Raw genomic sequence first — 16,642 nt, 5'->3', positions numbered from 1 at the left:
GGAGGTAGTATGGGCAGCTTACTATTGATCGGACTTTTGATTGGCATGCGTCATGCCCTGGAAGCAGATCATGTGGCGGCGGTCGCCTCTCTGGTGAGTAGAAAACAGTCACTTTCCCATACCATTGAACAGGGCGGCGCCTGGGGTTTGGGGCACACCATTACGCTATTTCTGTTTGGCTCTATTGTACTCTTCATGGATACGATAATGCCTGAATATCTGGTCAAATGGCTGGAAATAACGGTCGGTGTGATGTTGGTGCTGCTGGGTGGGGATGTGCTGCGATGGGTGATTCGCGACAAGGTACATTTTCATAGTCATAAACATAACAATGGTGATTACCATTTTCATGCGCATGCCGGTGAGTTGCGGGCTAAACATGATGCCTCGCAACACGATCACAGCCACTCACGCGGTTTTCCATTACGTGCGCTGATGGTGGGAATGATGCATGGAATGGCCGGGTCCGCAGCGGTAATACTGCTTGCGTTGGGTACGGTTACTTCACCACTGCAGGGTTTGCTCTATATTTTGATGTTTGGTATCGGTTCCATGGTCGGTATGGCGCTGCTGTCCGCGATTATATCCATACCCCTGCGCCTCTCCGCTAAACGGCTGACCTGGATGCACAGTGGTTTTCAGGTGTTGATTGGCGTATTGACCATCGGCCTGGGTTTTATGGTGATTTACCAGAACAGTCAGTTTCTATTGGCTTGAGTTATCTTTAAGTCCGTTCTGCCTCTTTTTTTATTCTCTTGCTGTTGGAAAATGCGCACTGGTGGTCTCCCTTTTTTTGCTAATCTGTAAAGTAACATTCCATATTGTTACCTGATTACCTATAAAACTCAGCTATGACGCAAGAAATATAATTACCTTGGATTCAAATAGGTCACAGGGGCGTTATGTGCTGTTGTTTTTATATTAACGGTAATTCGTATTATTTCGGCAGCACTATTGGACCTCGACCGGAGTATTTATGAGGTCTACAGCCAAATGGCACTTACTTAGGCTTAAAACCATTATCATCCCGGCGCAGGCCGGGATCCAGAGCGAGCAATAGTGGTTGTTTCCTGGATTCCGACCTGCGCCGGAATGACGAATTAGGGGCTTGATTAGGGAATATTAAGCCTAAGTAAGTGCTATTCGAGTCTACAGCCCACAATTCGGCTGAGCAATAGCTGAGCTTCATAGGTAATCAGGTATTGTTATGAACATGGATACAAACATTCCGGTGTGCATTCTAATGAGGTTCGCTGTTTCTAAAATATATCAGTAAATACAATGTGTTATGATGAATGTCTGGTGTGGTATACGGATTGCATTTTTATCGTTTCCGGCGGTGATGCAGAGACATGAAAGTAGATAGTTAGTTTACGCTGTGGCTGTTGTCGAATCTGTATACGACAGGCATCCCGAGCAGCTATAAATGGGTATTGAAGGGCACTTTAACGAGTTATAACTGAAAGTGTTGTTTGAAGGGAATTGAAAAAAAGCGGGGTATCTGGTTGATTTGTTGTTGCGAGACATCAAAACAGCCATTGGAGATACGCCACCACGAGTAAGAATAACGTTGTTAAGCTGGCAGGTCGAGATACGATTATCGATCCGCTGACAAAGTTGCTGAGAAGTGGTGCAGAGCAGTTGATCTACTAGGCGGTGGAGGCCGAGCTGCTGGAGCTGTTGGCGGAGCACGTCGAGCGACGGACAGAGGATGGCAAGGTGGGTGTGGTGCGTAATGGTCACCTGCCAGCTCGTAAACTGCAGACAGGATTAGGGCCGGTCACGGTCAAGATCCCCAAAGTACGAGCGAAGACCGGCGAGCCGGTGACGTTCCGATCAGCTCTGGTGCCGCCGTATGTACGCAAGACGAAGTCACTGGAAGCGGCGCTGGCGTGGCTCTGCCTGAAGGGGATTTCCAGTGGAGAGATGGGTGAAGCCCTGAAAGTGCTGGTGGTTCCGGATGCAACAGGCTTGTCGGCCGGCAGGGTATCGCGTCTGAAGCAGGTCTGGGCAGAAGAATATCGGAGCGGGTGCGAGGAGCGCCTGGATAAGGGCCATTGGGTGTATGTGTGGGCAGACGGTATCTACAGCGGACAGAGAGCAGAGCAGACGAAGCTGTGTGCCCTGGTGGTGATCGGCGTGAATGAGCGTGGTGAGAAGCATTTTCTGGCAATTGAGGATGGTGTACGGGAGTCCACACAGAGCTGGCGGGAGGTACTGTTGAAACTGAAGTCACGCGGACTGACCCCGCCAAAATTGGCGATCGGTGACGGTGCCATGGGATTTCGGGCTGCGCTGGAGGAAGTGTATCCGGAGACGCGCCGGCAGCGCTGCTGGATGCACAAGACCATGAACGTGCTGAACTGCCTGCCAAGGTCAGCTCAGCCGAAAGCGAAGCAGGCACTGCACAACATCTGGCAGGCGGAGACCCAGGCCGATGCGGAAAAGGCCTTTGATCTGTTTATCAAAACGTATGAGCCAAAGTATCCGAAGGCTGCCATCTGTCTGCACAAAGACCGAGAGGAACTGATGGCTTTCTATCAATTTCCTGCGCAGCATTGGCAGAGCATTCGGACCAGCAATCCGATTGAATCCACCTTCGGGACAATCCGCCATCGAACCAAGCGTTCCAAGGGCTGCCTATCGCGTGACGGCATGCTACACATGATGTTCAAACTCGGCCGGTGTGCCGAGAAGAAGTGGAGCCGATTACGGGGTTTCGATTATCTGGCGAAGGTGATAACCGGAATCAAATTTAAAGAGGGTGTTGAGGTAGCAGGAGTCGATCAGGTCGCCGCTTGATTCAACTGGCTAAACACCAGATTTGACTATAACTCCTAGGGCAGGGAATCAAACTTGAGCAAGTACGGTTTCGCTCTGGAAGCGTGTTTTTAGCGAGAGGATCTGGAATGCATGAGATGTCACTCTGCGAAGATGTTTTGCAGATTCTCGAAGATAATGCGAAGAGTCAGGGATACGACAGGGTAAAGACCGTATGGCTGGAGATCGGTGCGCTTTCCTGCGTCGAGTTGGAAGCGATGCGCTTCTGTTTCGATGCGGTGATGCGTGACACGCTGGCTGATCAAGCCAGGCTGGAGATTATCGAAGTGCCGGGTGAGGCATGGTGTATACAGTGTTCAAAGACGGTACCGGCGAAACAGCGTTTTGATGCCTGTCCTGAGTGCGGCAGTTATCAGTTGCAGGTGACAGGTGGCGACGAGATGAAGATTAAAGAGTTGGAGGTTGAGTGATGTGTACGGTATGCGGATGTGGCGAAGGCGAGACCAAAATTGAGGGTCATGAACACTCTCACGATCATGGGCATTACCACCATGCCCATGATCACCATGGTGGGCACACCCATGATTATGGTCAGGGTCCGGCCCATGCGCACGCCCCCGGTCTGACACAGAGCCGTATGGTTCAGATCGAGGAAGATATACTCGGTAAGAACAATGAGTATGCCGCAGCCAATCGGCGCTGGTTTGGCGAGCACGGCATTCTGGCACTGAATCTGGTATCCAGTCCTGGTTCTGGCAAGACAATGTTGCTGACCCGGACTATTGACGATTTGAAAGCCGAGCTGAAATTGTCAGTGATTGAGGGCGATCAACAGACCGCCAATGATGCCAACCGCATCCGGGAGACCGGTGTTAAGGCTCTGCAGATCAATACCGGAAAAGGCTGCCATCTGGATGGCCATATGACCGGCCATGCACTTGACACCTTGAAGCCGGAAGATGGCAGCGTGCTGTTCATCGAAAATGTCGGAAATCTGGTTTGTCCCGCGGCCTTCGATCTGGGTGAGGCGCATAAAGTGGCGATCCTCTCAGTCACCGAGGGTGAGGATAAACCGATCAAATACCCGGACATATTCTACGCCGCCGATCTGCTGCTGCTGAATAAGATCGATCTGTTGCCCTATTTACAGTTCGACGTTGAAAAGTGTATCGAATATGCCCACCGGGTGAACCCCGGGATCAAGGTTCTGCAGGTCTCTGCAACCACAGGTGAAGGGATGGATGCCTGGTATCAGTGGGTCAGGGTGACCCGGCAACTGGCATCGATTGGGGTATAGCTATGTGTCTGGCATTACCCGCAAGAGTCGTTGCCATTAATGAACAGACCGACATGGCCACCGTTGCTCTGGGTGAAGTGAAAAAAGAGATATCACTGGCATTGGTAGAAGATGTAAAGATCGATGATTTTGTCTTGATCCATGTCGGTTATGCACTCAACAAAGTCAGCCCGGAGGAGGCAGAACTAACGCTGCAACTGTTTGCCGAGGCAGGATTAACGGAAGAGCTGCAGCAATGAAATACATTGAGGAGTTTCGGCGGCACGATCTGGCGCAAAAACTGTCGGCTGCAATCGAACAAGAGGTTGAGCCGGATCGCCAGTATAATCTAATGGAGTTTTGCGGCGGTCATACCCATGCGATCTTCCGCTATGGTGTGCAGGACCTGATACCGGCAAATGTGAAATTTGTCCATGGCCCGGGTTGTCCGGTCTGCGTACTGCCTATCGGCCGCATCGACAATGCAATTCAACTGACCCAACAACATGATGTCATTCTATGTACCTATGGTGACATGCTGCGGATACCTGCCAGTGATCGCAAGAGTCTGCTCAAGGTGAAGGCCGAGGGCGCGGATGTGCGGATGATCTATTCGACCCAGGACGCGTTGAAAATCGCGAGAGAGAATCCCGACCGCGAAGTGGTCTTCTTTGCCATCGGTTTCGAGACCACGACACCACCGACTGCGGTTGCCATTAAGCAGGCACAGGCCGAAGAACTTCAGCGCGTTCTGCAATCATGTGCTGACGCTGGCGGCGATCCAGAACATCCTGGAGTCGCCGGAGGTTCGCGAGATGGGCGCTGTCACTATCGATGGTTTTTTTGGCCCGTCCCATGTCAGCTCCATCATCGGCAGTCAGCCTTATGAATTCTTTGCCGAAGAGTTTCAGAAGCCGGTGGTGATCGCCGGATTTGAACCCCTGGATGTTATGCAGTCCACGTTGATGCTGGTGCGGCAACTGAACGAGGGGCGTCACAAAGTTGAAAATGAATATACCCGTGTCGTTTCACGGGAAGGCAACCGCAAGGCCCAGGCCCTGGTCGCCGAGGTGATGGAGTTGCGCCGCAGCTTTGAATGGCGTGGCCTTGGCATGGTGCCCTACAGTGCACTGTAGATTAAACACGCCTTTGCCGGGTTTGATGCAGAGAAATGATTCGATGTGCCGGCGATCCGCGCATCCGACGTCAAAGGCTGTGAGTGTCCGAGGATTTTGCGTGGAATAAAAAAGCCGACTGATTGCAAACTGTTTGGCACCGTCTGTACCCCGGAGAACCCGATGGGATCCTGCATGGTGTCATCAGAAGGGGCCTGTGCTGCCTACTGGAGTTATGGTCGCTTTCGTCAGCCGGAAGAGCAGCAGGAATCAGTGGCATGAGTACAAACTTAAAACGTTTTCCGATACGGCTGAATACCCGTGACAGCGCGGTCGACATGACTCACGGTAGCGGTGGCCGTGCCATGGCGCAGTTGATCGAAGAGCTGTTTGTCAAATACCTCGATAATGATCTGTTACGTCAGGCCAACGATCAGGCGGCCTTTGATATACCGGCCGGCCGCATGGTGATGAGCACCGATGGCCATGTGATTTCGCCACTGTTTTTTCCCGGTGGCGATATCGGTTCATTGTCGGTTCACGGCACCATCTAATGATGTTGCCATGTCCGGCGCCAGCCCACTCTACCTCTCTGCCGGGTTTATTCTGGAAGAGGGTTTTCCTCTCGCTGATCTGGAAAGAATTGTTGTCAGTATGGGCAAGGCTGCCAGTGCCGCCGGTGTCCCGGTAGTGACTGGTGATACCAAAGTGGTGGAGAAGGGCAAGGGTGACGGTATTTTTATTACTACCACCGGTATTGGTGTGGTGCCGGTGGGCGTTAACATCTCCGGCGACCTGGCACGGCCGGGTGATGCCATTCTGGTTAGCGGCACTCTGGGAGATCATGGCGTTGCCATTATGTCGAGCCGCGAAAATCTGGAGTTCGAGACTACGATTGAATCCGATTCAGCGGCACTGCACACACTGATAGCCGATATGGTTTCTGTGGTGCCGGCGATTCATTGCCTGCGCGATCCAACCCGGGGCGGTTTGGCGACAACCCTGAACGAACTGGCCCAGCAGTCAAATGTCGGAATGAAGCTGCAAGAGAGCTCGATTCCTATCAGGCCTGCCGTTACGGCGGCCTGTGAGTTATTGGGTCTGGATCCGTTGTATGTCGCCAATGAGGGCAAGCTGATCTGCATCTGCGCCCAGGATGATGCTCAGCGCCTGCTGGATGCCATGTTGGCACATCCATTGGGACGCCAGGCAGCGATCATCGGCGAAGTGATTGAGGATCAGCACGGTTTTGTCCAGATGGAGACCAGCTTTGGTGGCAGCCGCGTGGTTGACTGGCTGGCCGGTGAACAGCTGCCGAGGATATGTTGAGCCATGCGTATCCTGTTTCTGACTCACGCCTTCAATAGCCTGACTCAGAGACTGTTTGTCGAGTTGCAGGAACAGGGTCACGAGGTTTCGGTTGAATTTGATATCAATGATGAAGTGACCCTCAAGGCAATTGAGCTTTACCAGCCCGAACTGATTATTGCCCCTTTTCTAAAACGTGCCATTCCCGAAAGTGTCTGGCGCGAACATGTCTGCTTGGTTGTGCACCCAGGCATCCGCGGTGATCGCGGGCCATCGGCGCTGGACTGGGCCATTCTCAACCGTGAACAGCGTTGGGGTGTCACCGTCCTGCAGGCCAATGCCGAGGTGGATGCCGGTGATATCTGGGCCTCCAGTGAACTTGCCATGCGTGATGTCAGCAAAGCCAGTCTGTATCGTAATGAGATAACGAAAGCGGCAGTCGATGCTGTGCTGGATGCGGTGGCGCACTATCAGCAGGGCGGGTTCAAACCCGAACAGCTGGACTATGTGAATCCCGATACCCGGGGTGAGCTATACGCCCCTTGATGCAGCAGTCCGACCGAGCCATACGACTGGCAACAGGACGATAGCGAAACTGTACTGCGCAAGATTCGCTGTGCCGATGGATTTCCCGGTGTGCGAGACAAGTTGTTCGGGCGTGAACTCTTTCTCTACGATCCACGCGAGGAGAAGAGACTGCGTGGTGCATCTGGAGAGGTGATTGCCCGCTGTGGCAGTGCGATCTGCCGGGCGACAGTTGACGGTGCGGTATGGATTGGTCATTTGCGGGACAAGCAGGCAGCTTCTCCCTTCAAACTGCCGGCTACCAGGTTGCTCGGAACAGCAAATTGATAGCGCCGCCAGCACACAGACTGAACTAGTGAATGCACTGATGGCACAGGTATAGGGAGAGGCAATGCGGCTGAAATCTGTCTATATTGGCAAGTATAAAAACCTCCGGGAATTCACTCTGAGTTTCGACGACAATAGTTTCGTCGATGTCTTTGTCGGTAAGAATGGCACCGGGAAGTCCAACTTGTTTGAAGCGCTGATCGAGATTTTCCGGCATATTGCCGAATATGACCGTGATAAGGATGATTTAGGTTTCAGTTACCGTATTGAATATGAACTCGACGAGAAGGCAATCAAGGTAGAGTGGAGTTGGGGTGAAATTGATGATGCTTCTCTCCTTGATAATCAATGGTAGACTAAGAAAAACTGTCGGCCAGACATCACTCCCCGATAATGTTCTTATCTACTACTCAGGCCACAATGACACCGTTGCGGGCCTGGTTGAACAGCACGAGGTCGCTTTCGGTAAACGTATCAAGCGTGCCGATTTTGATGAGGCTCGCTACTTTATTGGAGTCGGTCCGGGATACAAAGAGCTGCTCTTGGCGGTGCTGCTAATGCAGCCAGATGCCTGCAAGGCACGGCAGTTCGTCTGTAAGAAACTTGGCATCGAAATGATTGCACAGGAAGTGCGGCTGGTGCTGGAGCGGCCTGCATACGCCACCGATTCCCACTTTAATATCGAAAACAACGACGAAACTGACCGTTACTGGCAGCCCAAGGAATCACCAAAACCTTTTTTGGACAGATTATATGGTTGCACCAGTACCGCCACCGGTGGGCCGCTGCGCTCCGAGGGCTATTTTGCTTCCGGTGATCACTACATCCTCTACTTTGATATGGCATAAAATTTGTGAGGAATTCACTGACCACAGCTCCCAGGAGCTGTTTCGATAGTTCGACAACCTGAAAACGCGGGCATGCTGGCGAAGATCTCAATCCCGCTGCAATTGACCGGGGGCGTAGAGGCCACCATTGCCTATTTTAGCGACGGACAGTTTCAGTCTGTGTACATCTACTCCATCGTCGAACTGTTCAAGGACCGCAATTACATCATCCTGCTCGACGAGCCCGATTCGTTCCTTCACCCAGAGTGGCAGTTCGATTTCCTTAAGCAGGTATTTGAAATTACCGAAGCAGCTTCAAAGAAAAATGACGTTCTGTTGAGTAGTCATAGCGCATCAACTATATCGAGTGCGCCAGAAAGCGTCATAAACCTGTTCGATCTCGATGGTACTCAGATAGCTGTCAAAAAAATTAATAAGTCAGATGTCATAAAATCCCTTTCATCTGGACTAATTACGTTTTCAGAGAGTGAAGCAAGGTTAGATATTCATCATGTCCTTAAAAACAATACAGGGACGAATGCTACTTACTTAAGCAATAACCTGCTGATATAACGAATAAAAAAAGGCTGGTTCAGGTGATAAGATGCTAATCACCAAACCATCAACCGGGGAACCAGCCTTAATGCATCCTGATCAACGCGCCTGCATACATCAACAAAAAGGTATCACAACCTACACTACAGCCAGTGATTCCTATGCTTTCTTTAATCTGCTAACCGGCCCAGAGTTTCTCAATCAAGTCGAATCGTTGCTACCGGAACATCGGGAAAGGCTGTTTCCGCCAACAGAGACGTTATCGGTGTTTCTGGCTCAAGCAATGAGTGCTGATCGTTCTTGCCAGAACATAGTTGATGCTGCTGCAGTCAAACGATTGATGGGTGAGCTGCCAATCTGTAGTACGCATACGGGAGCGCGCACGGAAACGGCTGCCATTGGACATGGTCTCTACGCTAGCCCGTTACACGGGGCGTATGATGACTGAGCACACCCCGGATTCCTGGCACTGGCGGGGACGACCGGTCAGACTGGTGGATGGCGCTACCGTTACGTTGCTCGATACAGAAGAGAACCAGGCGGTCTATCCTCAACCCCGTAGCCAGCAACCCGGATTGGGTTTCCCTCTTTGCCGGGTGGTTGGTATCGTCTGCCTCGCCAGCGGTGCTGTACTTGATGCAGCATTGGGACCTTGTCGCGGAAAAGGAAGCGATGAGCAGTCATTGCCTGGAACCATGCCTGGCACCCTGGACGCTGGTGATATCTTTCTGGGGGATGCTTTTTATGCCACCTATTTTCTGTTGTGTGCTCTTCAGGCCAAAGGAGTGGATGGCGTTTTCGAGCAATATGGTTCACGGCGACGCAGCATGGATTTTCGTCAAGGAGAGCGTCTGGGCCCGCGAGATCATCTTATCGAAATAGACAAGCCAAAAGTCAAACCCGACTGGATGAGTCAGGCAGAGTATGATCAAACCCCCCGATAGATTGAAAGTGCGGGAGTTGCGTGCTGGCGGTAAGATCCTGGTGACAACACTACTTTGCTCAAAAAGTACGAGCAAAGCCGCCCTGAAGGCACTCTATCGGAACCGTTGGCAGGTAGAGTTAGATATACGCAACATCAAGACCACTCTGGGAATGGAAACATTAAGTTGTCGCACACCGGAAATGGCGGAAAAAGAGCTGTGGGTCTATCTTTTGGCTTACAATTTGATCCGTTTACTGATGGCTCAGGCGGCATTACTGGCTGACATCATTCCTCGACAACTTAGCTTCAAGCATACTTTGCAGCTATGGATTGTGTGGCAAAAAAGCGGTCGTTACGACATCGATAAAATTGATGGCCTTTTTATCCTCATTGCACCGCAGCAAGTTGGAAAACAACCGGGACGTATGGAGCCGCGAGCTATAAAACGAAGACCCAGACAATTCCCGCTACTTACCAAACCAAGGGCTATTGCACGAGAGAATATTCGGAAAAATGGCCAACCCAAAAAACTTAAGTAAGTAGCATTCGGGTTGACCTTTCCCCCAGAAATAGAGCCATGACAAGGATGAGATTTCCAATTAGTCTGTGTATTAGGAGATCTCAAGATGAAGAAGAAGCGTTACAGAGAAGAGCAAATTATTGGTGCCATCAAGCAGCATGAGTCAGGGATAAAAGTTGATGACATTTGTCGTCAGTTCGGCATTTCAACCGGGTGCTTTTATAACTGGCGAAGCAAGTACGCCGGCATGGATGTCTCAGAAGCCAAACGGCTCAAAGAGCTTGAAAGCGAAAACAACAAGCTTAAGAAGTTACTTGCCGAGAAAATGCTTGAAGCTGAGGCGATGAAGGATGTGCTCTCAAAAAAGTGGTAAAGCCTGCTGATAGAAAACAAATCGTGAGCTACCTTAAGTCGCGATTCAAATTAAGTGAGCGTAGAGCTTGCCAATTAGCAGGCTTAAGTAGAACCGCTTTTCGGTACGTTACTCAATGGGGAAAAGATGAGCCTCTACGCAAACGGTTACTTGAGCTGGCAAAGAAGCATCCGAGTTATGGTTATTTGTTTTTACATGGCCTCCTGAGAGGAGAGGGGCTTGTGAAAAACAAGAAGCGGACCTACCGAGTCTATAACGAAGAAGGTCTTCAAGTGAGGACTAAAAAACGCAAGAAGATAATACGACCAAGAATGCCAATGATTATGCCCATTGGTAAAAATATACGCTGGTCAATGGATTTTGTCAGTGATCAGTTGGCTAATGGTCGCCGCTTTCGAGTATTTAATGTGATTGATGATTACTCAAGAGAAGTTATTGGCCAGCTCTCTGACTTCTCGATCAATGGTCACCAGGTCGCTCGTTTTTTAACTCAGCTGATTGAGCTAAGGAGTGCTCCGGATCAAATAATCTGCGACAACGGTACTGAGTTTACTAGCAAGGCGATGTTCTACTGGCAAAAAGAAAGTGGCGTTAAGCTAGGTTTTATTCAGCCAGGTAAGCCTACTCAGAATGCGTTTGTAGAAAGCTTAAACGGTAAATTCAGAAATGAATGCTTAAATCAGCATTGGTTCAGGTCCATTGATGACGCTAGACATGAAATTGATCAATGGCGAGAGCACTACAATCACGTGCGGCCTCATAGCGCATTAAATTATTTGTCACCTGTGGCCTTTGTGAATAGGGCCGCTTAGAATGAATTATCTCATCCAAGTCTTGGTATTAAGATGGGGGGAAGGTCAGGGTCTGACCCCTTTTTATGCGTATAATTTATTCGATAGCGCTCCAAATTTCCGCATAGAGTGGCATTGAACTAAAAATCAGAGCAATCAATAATGGATATTACTGAACTAGATACAAGACAAATACATTCCGCATTTTCTCCTGCGCGTGAAATTCTTGACCCAAAATTATTTGTTGGAAGATCAGCTGAAATTCGAAAATCAATAAACGCACTTATCAACCCTGGAAGCTTCCTTGCGATTTTTGGACTACGCGGTGTTGGTAAATCTTCTGTAGCACATCAACTAATTGCGGAAGGAGATAAGACACTTCCTCATTCATTAGGGTTGGAAAAAACACTTCCAAGAAGGGACTTTGACTTTATCGTCCTATATTATAAAAGCGATGGGTTTGTTGACAATATCGCAGATTTATTTAAGAGGATATTATTTGGCAATGATGACAACAATTCACTTTTATCCTTGACAAAGTCAGGCGATAAAAAACTCAAAGAATTTAAAATAACTGTAAGCGTAGACGGAAATGCAGGATTCTTTGGAGCTAAGATTGGCGAAAAATGACAGGAAGAAAGAAAGTTCGTGCCATATGTATCTGATGATCTTATTCAATGATTTAGAGCTTTACTAGGAACAATAAGAAAAGATAATCAAGATCGTGATGGCTTGCTAATACTTATTGACGAGTTCGATACAATAAAAGATAAAATAGATTTTGCTTCGATTGTTAAGGCATGCTCATCTGATTTCGTTAAATTTGGAGTAATAGGAATTGGAGGCAATATGTCAGAACTTGTAAAAGATCACAGCTCCATTAACCGACAAATTGATTTCATAGATATACCTCTGATGCCAGAGCTTGAACGATTGCAAATTATCAAGCGGGCCGAATATAAAGTAGACAGCGCGATTATTTTTGATGATGAAGCAATGAATGAAATTTGAGAAAAGTCCGAAGGTTTTCCCTATTTTGTTCATTTACTTGGTAAGGAGGCTATGCTTCTGGCATATGAGCGTAATAGCTCAAGAGTTTCAATGAACGATATTGAAACCTTGTCAAATAATATTGCTGCAGGTCGTTTAACCAATATATTTGAAAACGTATATCATGAATCAGTAAAGAACTCACCACAAAGAGAAATATTACTCAAATTTTTCGCTGAGGAATCGGCTAACGAAATCTCTTCAGAACCAATTTATTCGCTAGCAAAAGATATGGAGATATCCAATCCATCACAACTAATAAAGCAACTTACATCGCCAGATAACTCTATGACTACTCCTGATTTTAACAAAAATAAGGAATAAGTACTACAGATTTACAGATCCTGTGTTTAAAGTTTATGCTCGGATAAGGATCTGGAAATTCGGTGAATAATTAAACATACAAGACCATAAACTCTGATGAATTTTCATTCGCTATGCTTGCTATAAATATGCCGATTATGGAAAACGCTATTATAGATCTATTCGAATTATAATCAGAGATTCTGTCTATCAGCATCATAGTCAATAATGTGCATATCTAAGACATTTACAAATGTCAGGCCTTATCTGAAGTAACTCACTGACCTGTCAGTTCAGGTATGAGCTGCCACACCCGATGTCTTTAGCGACATAATAATGACTATATAAGCTGCAAAATTAGAAATACAAATCCTTGACCTTCCCCCCATCTTAATACCAAGACTTGGATGAGATAATTCATTCTAAGCGGCCCTATTCACAAAGGCGACAGGTGACAAATAATTTAATGCGCTATGAGGCCGCACGTGATTGTAGTGCTCTCGCCATTGATCAATTTCATGTCTAGCGTCATCAATGGACCTGAACCAATGCTGATTTAAGCATTCATTTCTGAATTTACCGTTTAAGCTTTCTACAAACGCATTCTGAGTAGGCTTACCTGGCTGAATAAAACCTAGCTTAACGCCACTTTCTTTTTGCCAGTAGAACATCGCCTTGCTAGTAAACTCAGTACCGTTGTCTCAGATTATTTGATCCGGAGCGCTCCTTAGCTCAATCACCTGAGTTAAAAAACGAGCGACCTGGTGACCATTGATCGAGAAGTCAGAGAGCTGGCCAATAACTTCTCTTGAGTAATCATCAATCACATTAAATACTCGAAAGCGGCGACCATTAGCCAACTGATCACTGACAAAATCCATTGACCAGCGTATATTTTTACCAATGGGCATAATCATTGGCATTCTTGGTCGTATTATCTTCTTGCGTTTTTTAGTCCTCACTTGAAGACCTTCTTCGTTATAGACTCGGTAGGTCCGCTTCTTGTTTTTCACAAGCCCCTCTCCTCTCAGGAGGCCATGTAAAAACAAATAACCATAACTCGGATGCTTTTTTGCCAGCTCAAGTAACCGTTTGCGTAGAGGCTCATCTTTTCCCCATTGAGTAAGGTACCGAAAAGCGGTTCTACTTAAGCCTACTAATTGGCAAGCTCTACGCTCACTTAATTTGAACCGCGACTTAAGGTAGCTCACGATTTGTTTTCTATCAGCAGGCTTTACCACTTTTTTGAGAGCACATCCTTCATCGACTCAGCTTCAAGCATTTTCTCGGCAAGTAACTTCTTAAGCTTGTTGTTTTCGCTTTCAAGCTCTTTGAGCCGTTTGGCTTCTGAGACATCCATCCCGGCGTATTTGCTTCGCCAGTTATAAAAGCACCCGGTTGAAATGCCGAACTGACGACAAATGTCATCAATTTTTACCCCTGACTCATGCTGCTTGATGGCACCAATAATTTGCTCTTCTCTGTAACGCTTCTTCTTCATCTTGAGATCTCCTAATACACAGACTAATTGGAAATCTCATCCTTGTCATGGCTCTATTTCTGGGGGAAAGGTCAATTGGAGTCGCCCTGGTCGCCTGTTTGGTGGCCCTACCGGTAAGCACCGAGCCGCTCGCCATCGGTGCTGGTTACAGCAACATCATCCTGGAGGATCTTGGCTTCCTGGGCTTCGCTGGCATGCTGGTCAACAAGTCGAGCCTTAACTCGATTTTTACCGGCCTTAAAACCCTCTTTAACAATGCCTTGAAAGCCGAACCAGGCACTTGGCAAGACACCACCATGGAGATCCCTTCGACCGGCGAGGGTGAGGACTATGCCTGGTTGTCCCGTTTTCCACGTTTCCGGAAGTGGTTTGGTGACAAGAATTTCAAGTCTCTTGAGCTGGGCAAGTACTACAAAAAGAACGAGGACTGGGAGACAACCATTGCGGTGAAACGCAATCATATCGATGATGACAAGCTCGGTATCTATAACATCCAGGCCACCAGTGCCAGGGAGTCTGCCGGAGAGCTTAATGACATCATCTCCGATGATCTGAAAAACAACGCCTTTAGCGAAAAAGGTATCGATGGTCAGTACTTCTACGATACTGACCATGAAGTTAAAGAAGCCTCTGTCAGCAATAGAGGCACAGCAGCACTCTCGTCGGCAACGCCTGCCGCCGCCGCCGCCGGTTACGGTGCGGCCCGCACAGCCATTATGAAGTTCACCGATGATGAAGGCATGCCATTGCGCTTGGTTCCGGACACGCTTGAAGTTCCACCGGCGCTGGAAGCGATTGCCAAAAAGCTGCTGGAGAAAGACAAGCTTGAAGATGGCGGGCCTAACCCCTATCAGGGCACGGCAAAGGTCAAGGTCAATCCCGGCCTGACCAGTGTACCGCCTGGTTCCTCCACGTCACTAGCAAGAAAGTAAAACCCTTCATCGTACAGATGCGAAAGAAGCCCACGTTTGTCTTTCAGACATACATGGAAAACGACGATGTCTTCAACAAGGGCGAGTTCAAGTTTGGTGCCGAGGCGCGAGCCACGGGTGTCTACGGTTTCTGGCAGCTCAGCTTCGGCAGCACCGGAGCAGGTTAAGCAGATACGGAAAGCCTAAAGCACTCCCCCTCATTGATTGAGGGGGGGCATTCACAAGACAGCACCAATTTATTCAAAGGTGATTTAAATGACAGACGTCAATCAGAACTCTGCCATCACGGTAAAAAAAAGGCGGTGAAAAAGCGTGTCGCGACCAAACCAACAACCACCAAGAGAGCGACCGGTGGTTTTCGTATCACCGTTAAAACAGATGGCTTTCGCCGTGTCGGCCGTGTCTGGTCGGGTACCACACGCCTGAAGCATGACGCGCTGACAAAGCAGCAGCTTGCGCAACTACAAAGTGATGCTGAGTTTATTGTCGAACGGCTGTAATTGAATTTGATTCGGCAACGTTCAACACCAATCTGCGACACAAAGAGCATAAGGCCGCCAGGATATTTAATGAGCTACTGCACGCAACAGGATTTAATTGATCGTTTCAGTGAAGATGAGATGATCAGCCTTACCGATCACGCTGGCATAGGCAAGATCAATACCGATGTATTGAACCGTGCCATCAGTGACGCAAAGGGTGAGATCGACGGTTACCTGGGCGGCAGGTTCTCTTTGCCCATTCACCCTGTACCGGAGCTGCTGGAGCACCGTGCCTGCGATATTGCCCGCTACTACCTCTATGACGATAACGCCACCCTCCATATAACCGAGCGATATAAAAATGCCGTGAAGTTTCTCGAAGGTGTCGCCTCTGGGAAAAACTCAATTGGTATTGATAGCGCCGCGCCAAACCGACCAGCAATAACACGGCCCAGATGCAAAGCGGTGGCAATGTATTCAACCGCAAAGAGACGAGCTTCATCTGATGTCTGCGGTTGTTACATCCGAAACCCCATTGAGCATGAACTTGGTATTAAAGGCTGTGCGCAATGACTTCTCGGCCTGCCTGCCGGAACTGCGCCAGTGTGAGGTGCACGATGGACGCTTTGGTCTGGAGGAGTTACGCCGCATTGCCACACACGCACCTGCCGTCGCTGACCCCGGCACGAACGAAATCGATTGTGAGCTGCAAATCGTCGCCTACATCATTACCCGTGATGGAGCCAGGTTGCCGCGCGGAGAAGCAGCCAGAGTCATCGCCCAAACGCTACTGCTGAAGGTACGTGCCAATCGCTGGGGCCTGCCTGACGTAGGAGCACCGGAGCGGTTACGTGCAGACAATCTCTACAGCGGCGACATTGATTGCCACGGTGTGGCGCTCTGGGCTGGGCTGTGCTCTGGCGGCAGAAAGTACGCGTCGGTGAATCTGTCTGGGACAGTGATGGGGTTGTACCCACAGAACTCTATCTCGGATATGCACCAGAGATCGGTAAGGACCACGAAGATGATTACCTGCTTGTAGAGGCGCTAC

Annotated in this window: 18 protein-coding genes and 5 pseudogenes; 22 read left to right on the top strand and 1 reads right to left on the bottom strand. The window is 48.9% G+C overall.

All coding sequences use genetic code 11. The features are described 5' to 3' along the window. Positions 1-9: 9 nt before the first annotated feature. The 17 genes and pseudogenes from MN084_RS13785 (at position 10) to MN084_RS13705 (ending at position 12,697) form a co-directional block, all read left to right on the top strand. Entirely contained in the window at positions 10-717 is a 708-nt protein-coding gene (locus MN084_RS13785; RefSeq protein WP_241087559.1) for an urease accessory protein, read from the top strand. Positions 718-1,578: 861 nt separating this feature from the next. Next, positions 1,579-2,802, top strand: a pseudogene (locus MN084_RS13780) (IS256 family transposase). A 107-nt stretch (positions 2,803-2,909) separates the two neighbouring features. Continuing rightward, a complete protein-coding gene (hypA, locus tag MN084_RS13775) occupies positions 2,910-3,251 on the top strand; it encodes a hydrogenase maturation nickel metallochaperone HypA (protein WP_241087560.1) in 342 nt (113 codons plus the stop codon). Continuing rightward, entirely contained in the window at positions 3,251-4,078 is an 828-nt protein-coding gene (gene hypB / locus MN084_RS13770; RefSeq protein WP_241087561.1) for a hydrogenase nickel incorporation protein HypB, read from the top strand. The genes hypA and hypB overlap by 1 nt, the downstream gene beginning before the upstream one ends. A gap of 2 nt (positions 4,079-4,080) precedes the next feature. Further along, a complete protein-coding gene (locus MN084_RS13765) occupies positions 4,081-4,317 on the top strand; it encodes a HypC/HybG/HupF family hydrogenase formation chaperone (protein ID WP_241087562.1) in 237 nt (78 codons plus the stop codon). Then, positions 4,314-5,454: pseudogene (gene hypD / locus MN084_RS13760) on the top strand (hydrogenase formation protein HypD). Before MN084_RS13765 ends, hypD begins: the two are co-directional and overlap by 4 nt. Continuing rightward, a pseudogene (hypE, locus tag MN084_RS13755) lies at positions 5,451-6,501 on the top strand (hydrogenase expression/formation protein HypE). The pseudogenes hypD and hypE overlap by 4 nt, the downstream one beginning before the upstream one ends. A gap of 3 nt (positions 6,502-6,504) precedes the next feature. Continuing rightward, positions 6,505-7,026, top strand: a complete 522-nt coding sequence (locus tag MN084_RS13750) for a formyltransferase family protein (RefSeq protein WP_241087563.1) — start codon at positions 6,505-6,507, stop codon at positions 7,024-7,026. A 54-nt stretch (positions 7,027-7,080) separates the two neighbouring features. After that, a complete protein-coding gene (locus tag MN084_RS13745; RefSeq protein WP_330178554.1) occupies positions 7,081-7,332 on the top strand; it encodes a hypothetical protein in 252 nt (83 codons plus the stop codon). A gap of 64 nt (positions 7,333-7,396) precedes the next feature. Continuing rightward, complete coding sequence (locus MN084_RS13740) at positions 7,397-7,687, top strand: AAA family ATPase (protein ID WP_241087565.1); 291 nt, start codon at positions 7,397-7,399, stop codon at positions 7,685-7,687. After that, positions 7,653-8,180 carry a hypothetical protein gene (locus MN084_RS13735; protein ID WP_330178112.1) on the top strand — a complete coding sequence of 176 codons (528 nt, stop codon included), beginning with the start codon at positions 7,653-7,655 and terminating at the stop codon, positions 8,178-8,180. The genes MN084_RS13740 and MN084_RS13735 overlap by 35 nt, the downstream gene beginning before the upstream one ends. A 72-nt stretch (positions 8,181-8,252) precedes the next feature. Further along, positions 8,253-8,732: an AAA family ATPase gene (locus MN084_RS13730; protein WP_241087567.1), complete on the top strand. Its 480-nt coding sequence runs from the start codon at positions 8,253-8,255 to the stop codon at positions 8,730-8,732. A gap of 70 nt (positions 8,733-8,802) precedes the next feature. Then, positions 8,803-10,178: pseudogene (locus tag MN084_RS13725) on the top strand (IS4 family transposase). 87 nt (positions 10,179-10,265) lie between these two features. Beyond that, positions 10,266-11,344, top strand: a protein-coding gene (locus MN084_RS13720; protein WP_241086440.1) for an IS3 family transposase whose coding sequence is annotated in 2 segments (ribosomal slippage) — positions 10,266-10,518 and positions 10,518-11,344 — 1,080 coding nt in all. Because the reading frame shifts where the segments join, the coding sequence is not laid out codon by codon here. A gap of 141 nt (positions 11,345-11,485) precedes the next feature. Then, positions 11,486-11,953, top strand: coding sequence for an ATP-binding protein (locus tag MN084_RS13715; protein ID WP_241087542.1), 468 nt, complete (start codon positions 11,486-11,488; stop codon positions 11,951-11,953). 102 nt (positions 11,954-12,055) lie between these two features. Then, complete coding sequence (locus tag MN084_RS13710) at positions 12,056-12,334, top strand: hypothetical protein (protein ID WP_241087541.1); 279 nt, start codon at positions 12,056-12,058, stop codon at positions 12,332-12,334. Positions 12,335-12,424: 90 nt separating this feature from the next. Next, positions 12,425-12,697, top strand: coding sequence for a hypothetical protein (locus tag MN084_RS13705; RefSeq protein ID WP_241087540.1), 273 nt, complete (start codon positions 12,425-12,427; stop codon positions 12,695-12,697). Positions 12,698-13,098: 401 nt separating this feature from the next. Here MN084_RS13705 and MN084_RS13700 read toward each other — a convergent pair. Continuing rightward, positions 13,099-14,177, bottom strand: a pseudogene (locus MN084_RS13700) (IS3 family transposase). A gap of 47 nt (positions 14,178-14,224) precedes the next feature. Between MN084_RS13700 and MN084_RS13695 the strand changes: the two are divergent. The 5 genes from MN084_RS13695 to MN084_RS13675 all read left to right on the top strand — a co-directional run bounded on the left by MN084_RS13695 (position 14,225) and on the right by MN084_RS13675 (position 16,633). Continuing rightward, positions 14,225-15,109, top strand: a complete 885-nt coding sequence (locus MN084_RS13695; protein ID WP_320416487.1) for a Mu-like prophage major head subunit gpT family protein — start codon at positions 14,225-14,227, stop codon at positions 15,107-15,109. A gap of 8 nt (positions 15,110-15,117) precedes the next feature. Beyond that, positions 15,118-15,276, top strand: coding sequence for a Mu-like prophage major head subunit gpT family protein (locus MN084_RS13690; RefSeq protein WP_320416490.1), 159 nt, complete (start codon positions 15,118-15,120; stop codon positions 15,274-15,276). A gap of 135 nt (positions 15,277-15,411) precedes the next feature. After that, positions 15,412-15,609 (top strand): HI1506-related protein, encoded by a 198-nt coding sequence (locus MN084_RS13685; RefSeq protein WP_241087539.1) that lies wholly within the window; start codon positions 15,412-15,414, stop codon positions 15,607-15,609. A 69-nt stretch (positions 15,610-15,678) separates the two neighbouring features. Continuing rightward, complete coding sequence (locus MN084_RS13680) at positions 15,679-16,164, top strand: gp436 family protein (RefSeq protein ID WP_241087538.1); 486 nt, start codon at positions 15,679-15,681, stop codon at positions 16,162-16,164. After that, the gene (locus MN084_RS13675; protein WP_330178111.1) at positions 16,133-16,633 is read left to right on the top strand and encodes a hypothetical protein; all 501 of its coding nucleotides are present in this window, start codon (positions 16,133-16,135) and stop codon (positions 16,631-16,633) included. Before MN084_RS13680 ends, MN084_RS13675 begins: the two co-directional genes overlap by 32 nt. Positions 16,634-16,642: the final 9 nt, after the last annotated feature.

Source organism: Candidatus Vondammii sp. HM_W22, assembly GCF_022530855.2.
Taxonomy (GTDB): domain Bacteria; phylum Pseudomonadota; class Gammaproteobacteria; order Chromatiales; family Chromatiaceae; genus Vondammii.
The sequence above is the reverse complement of the archived record's forward strand: the minus strand, read 5'-3'. Positions and strand labels throughout refer to the sequence as shown.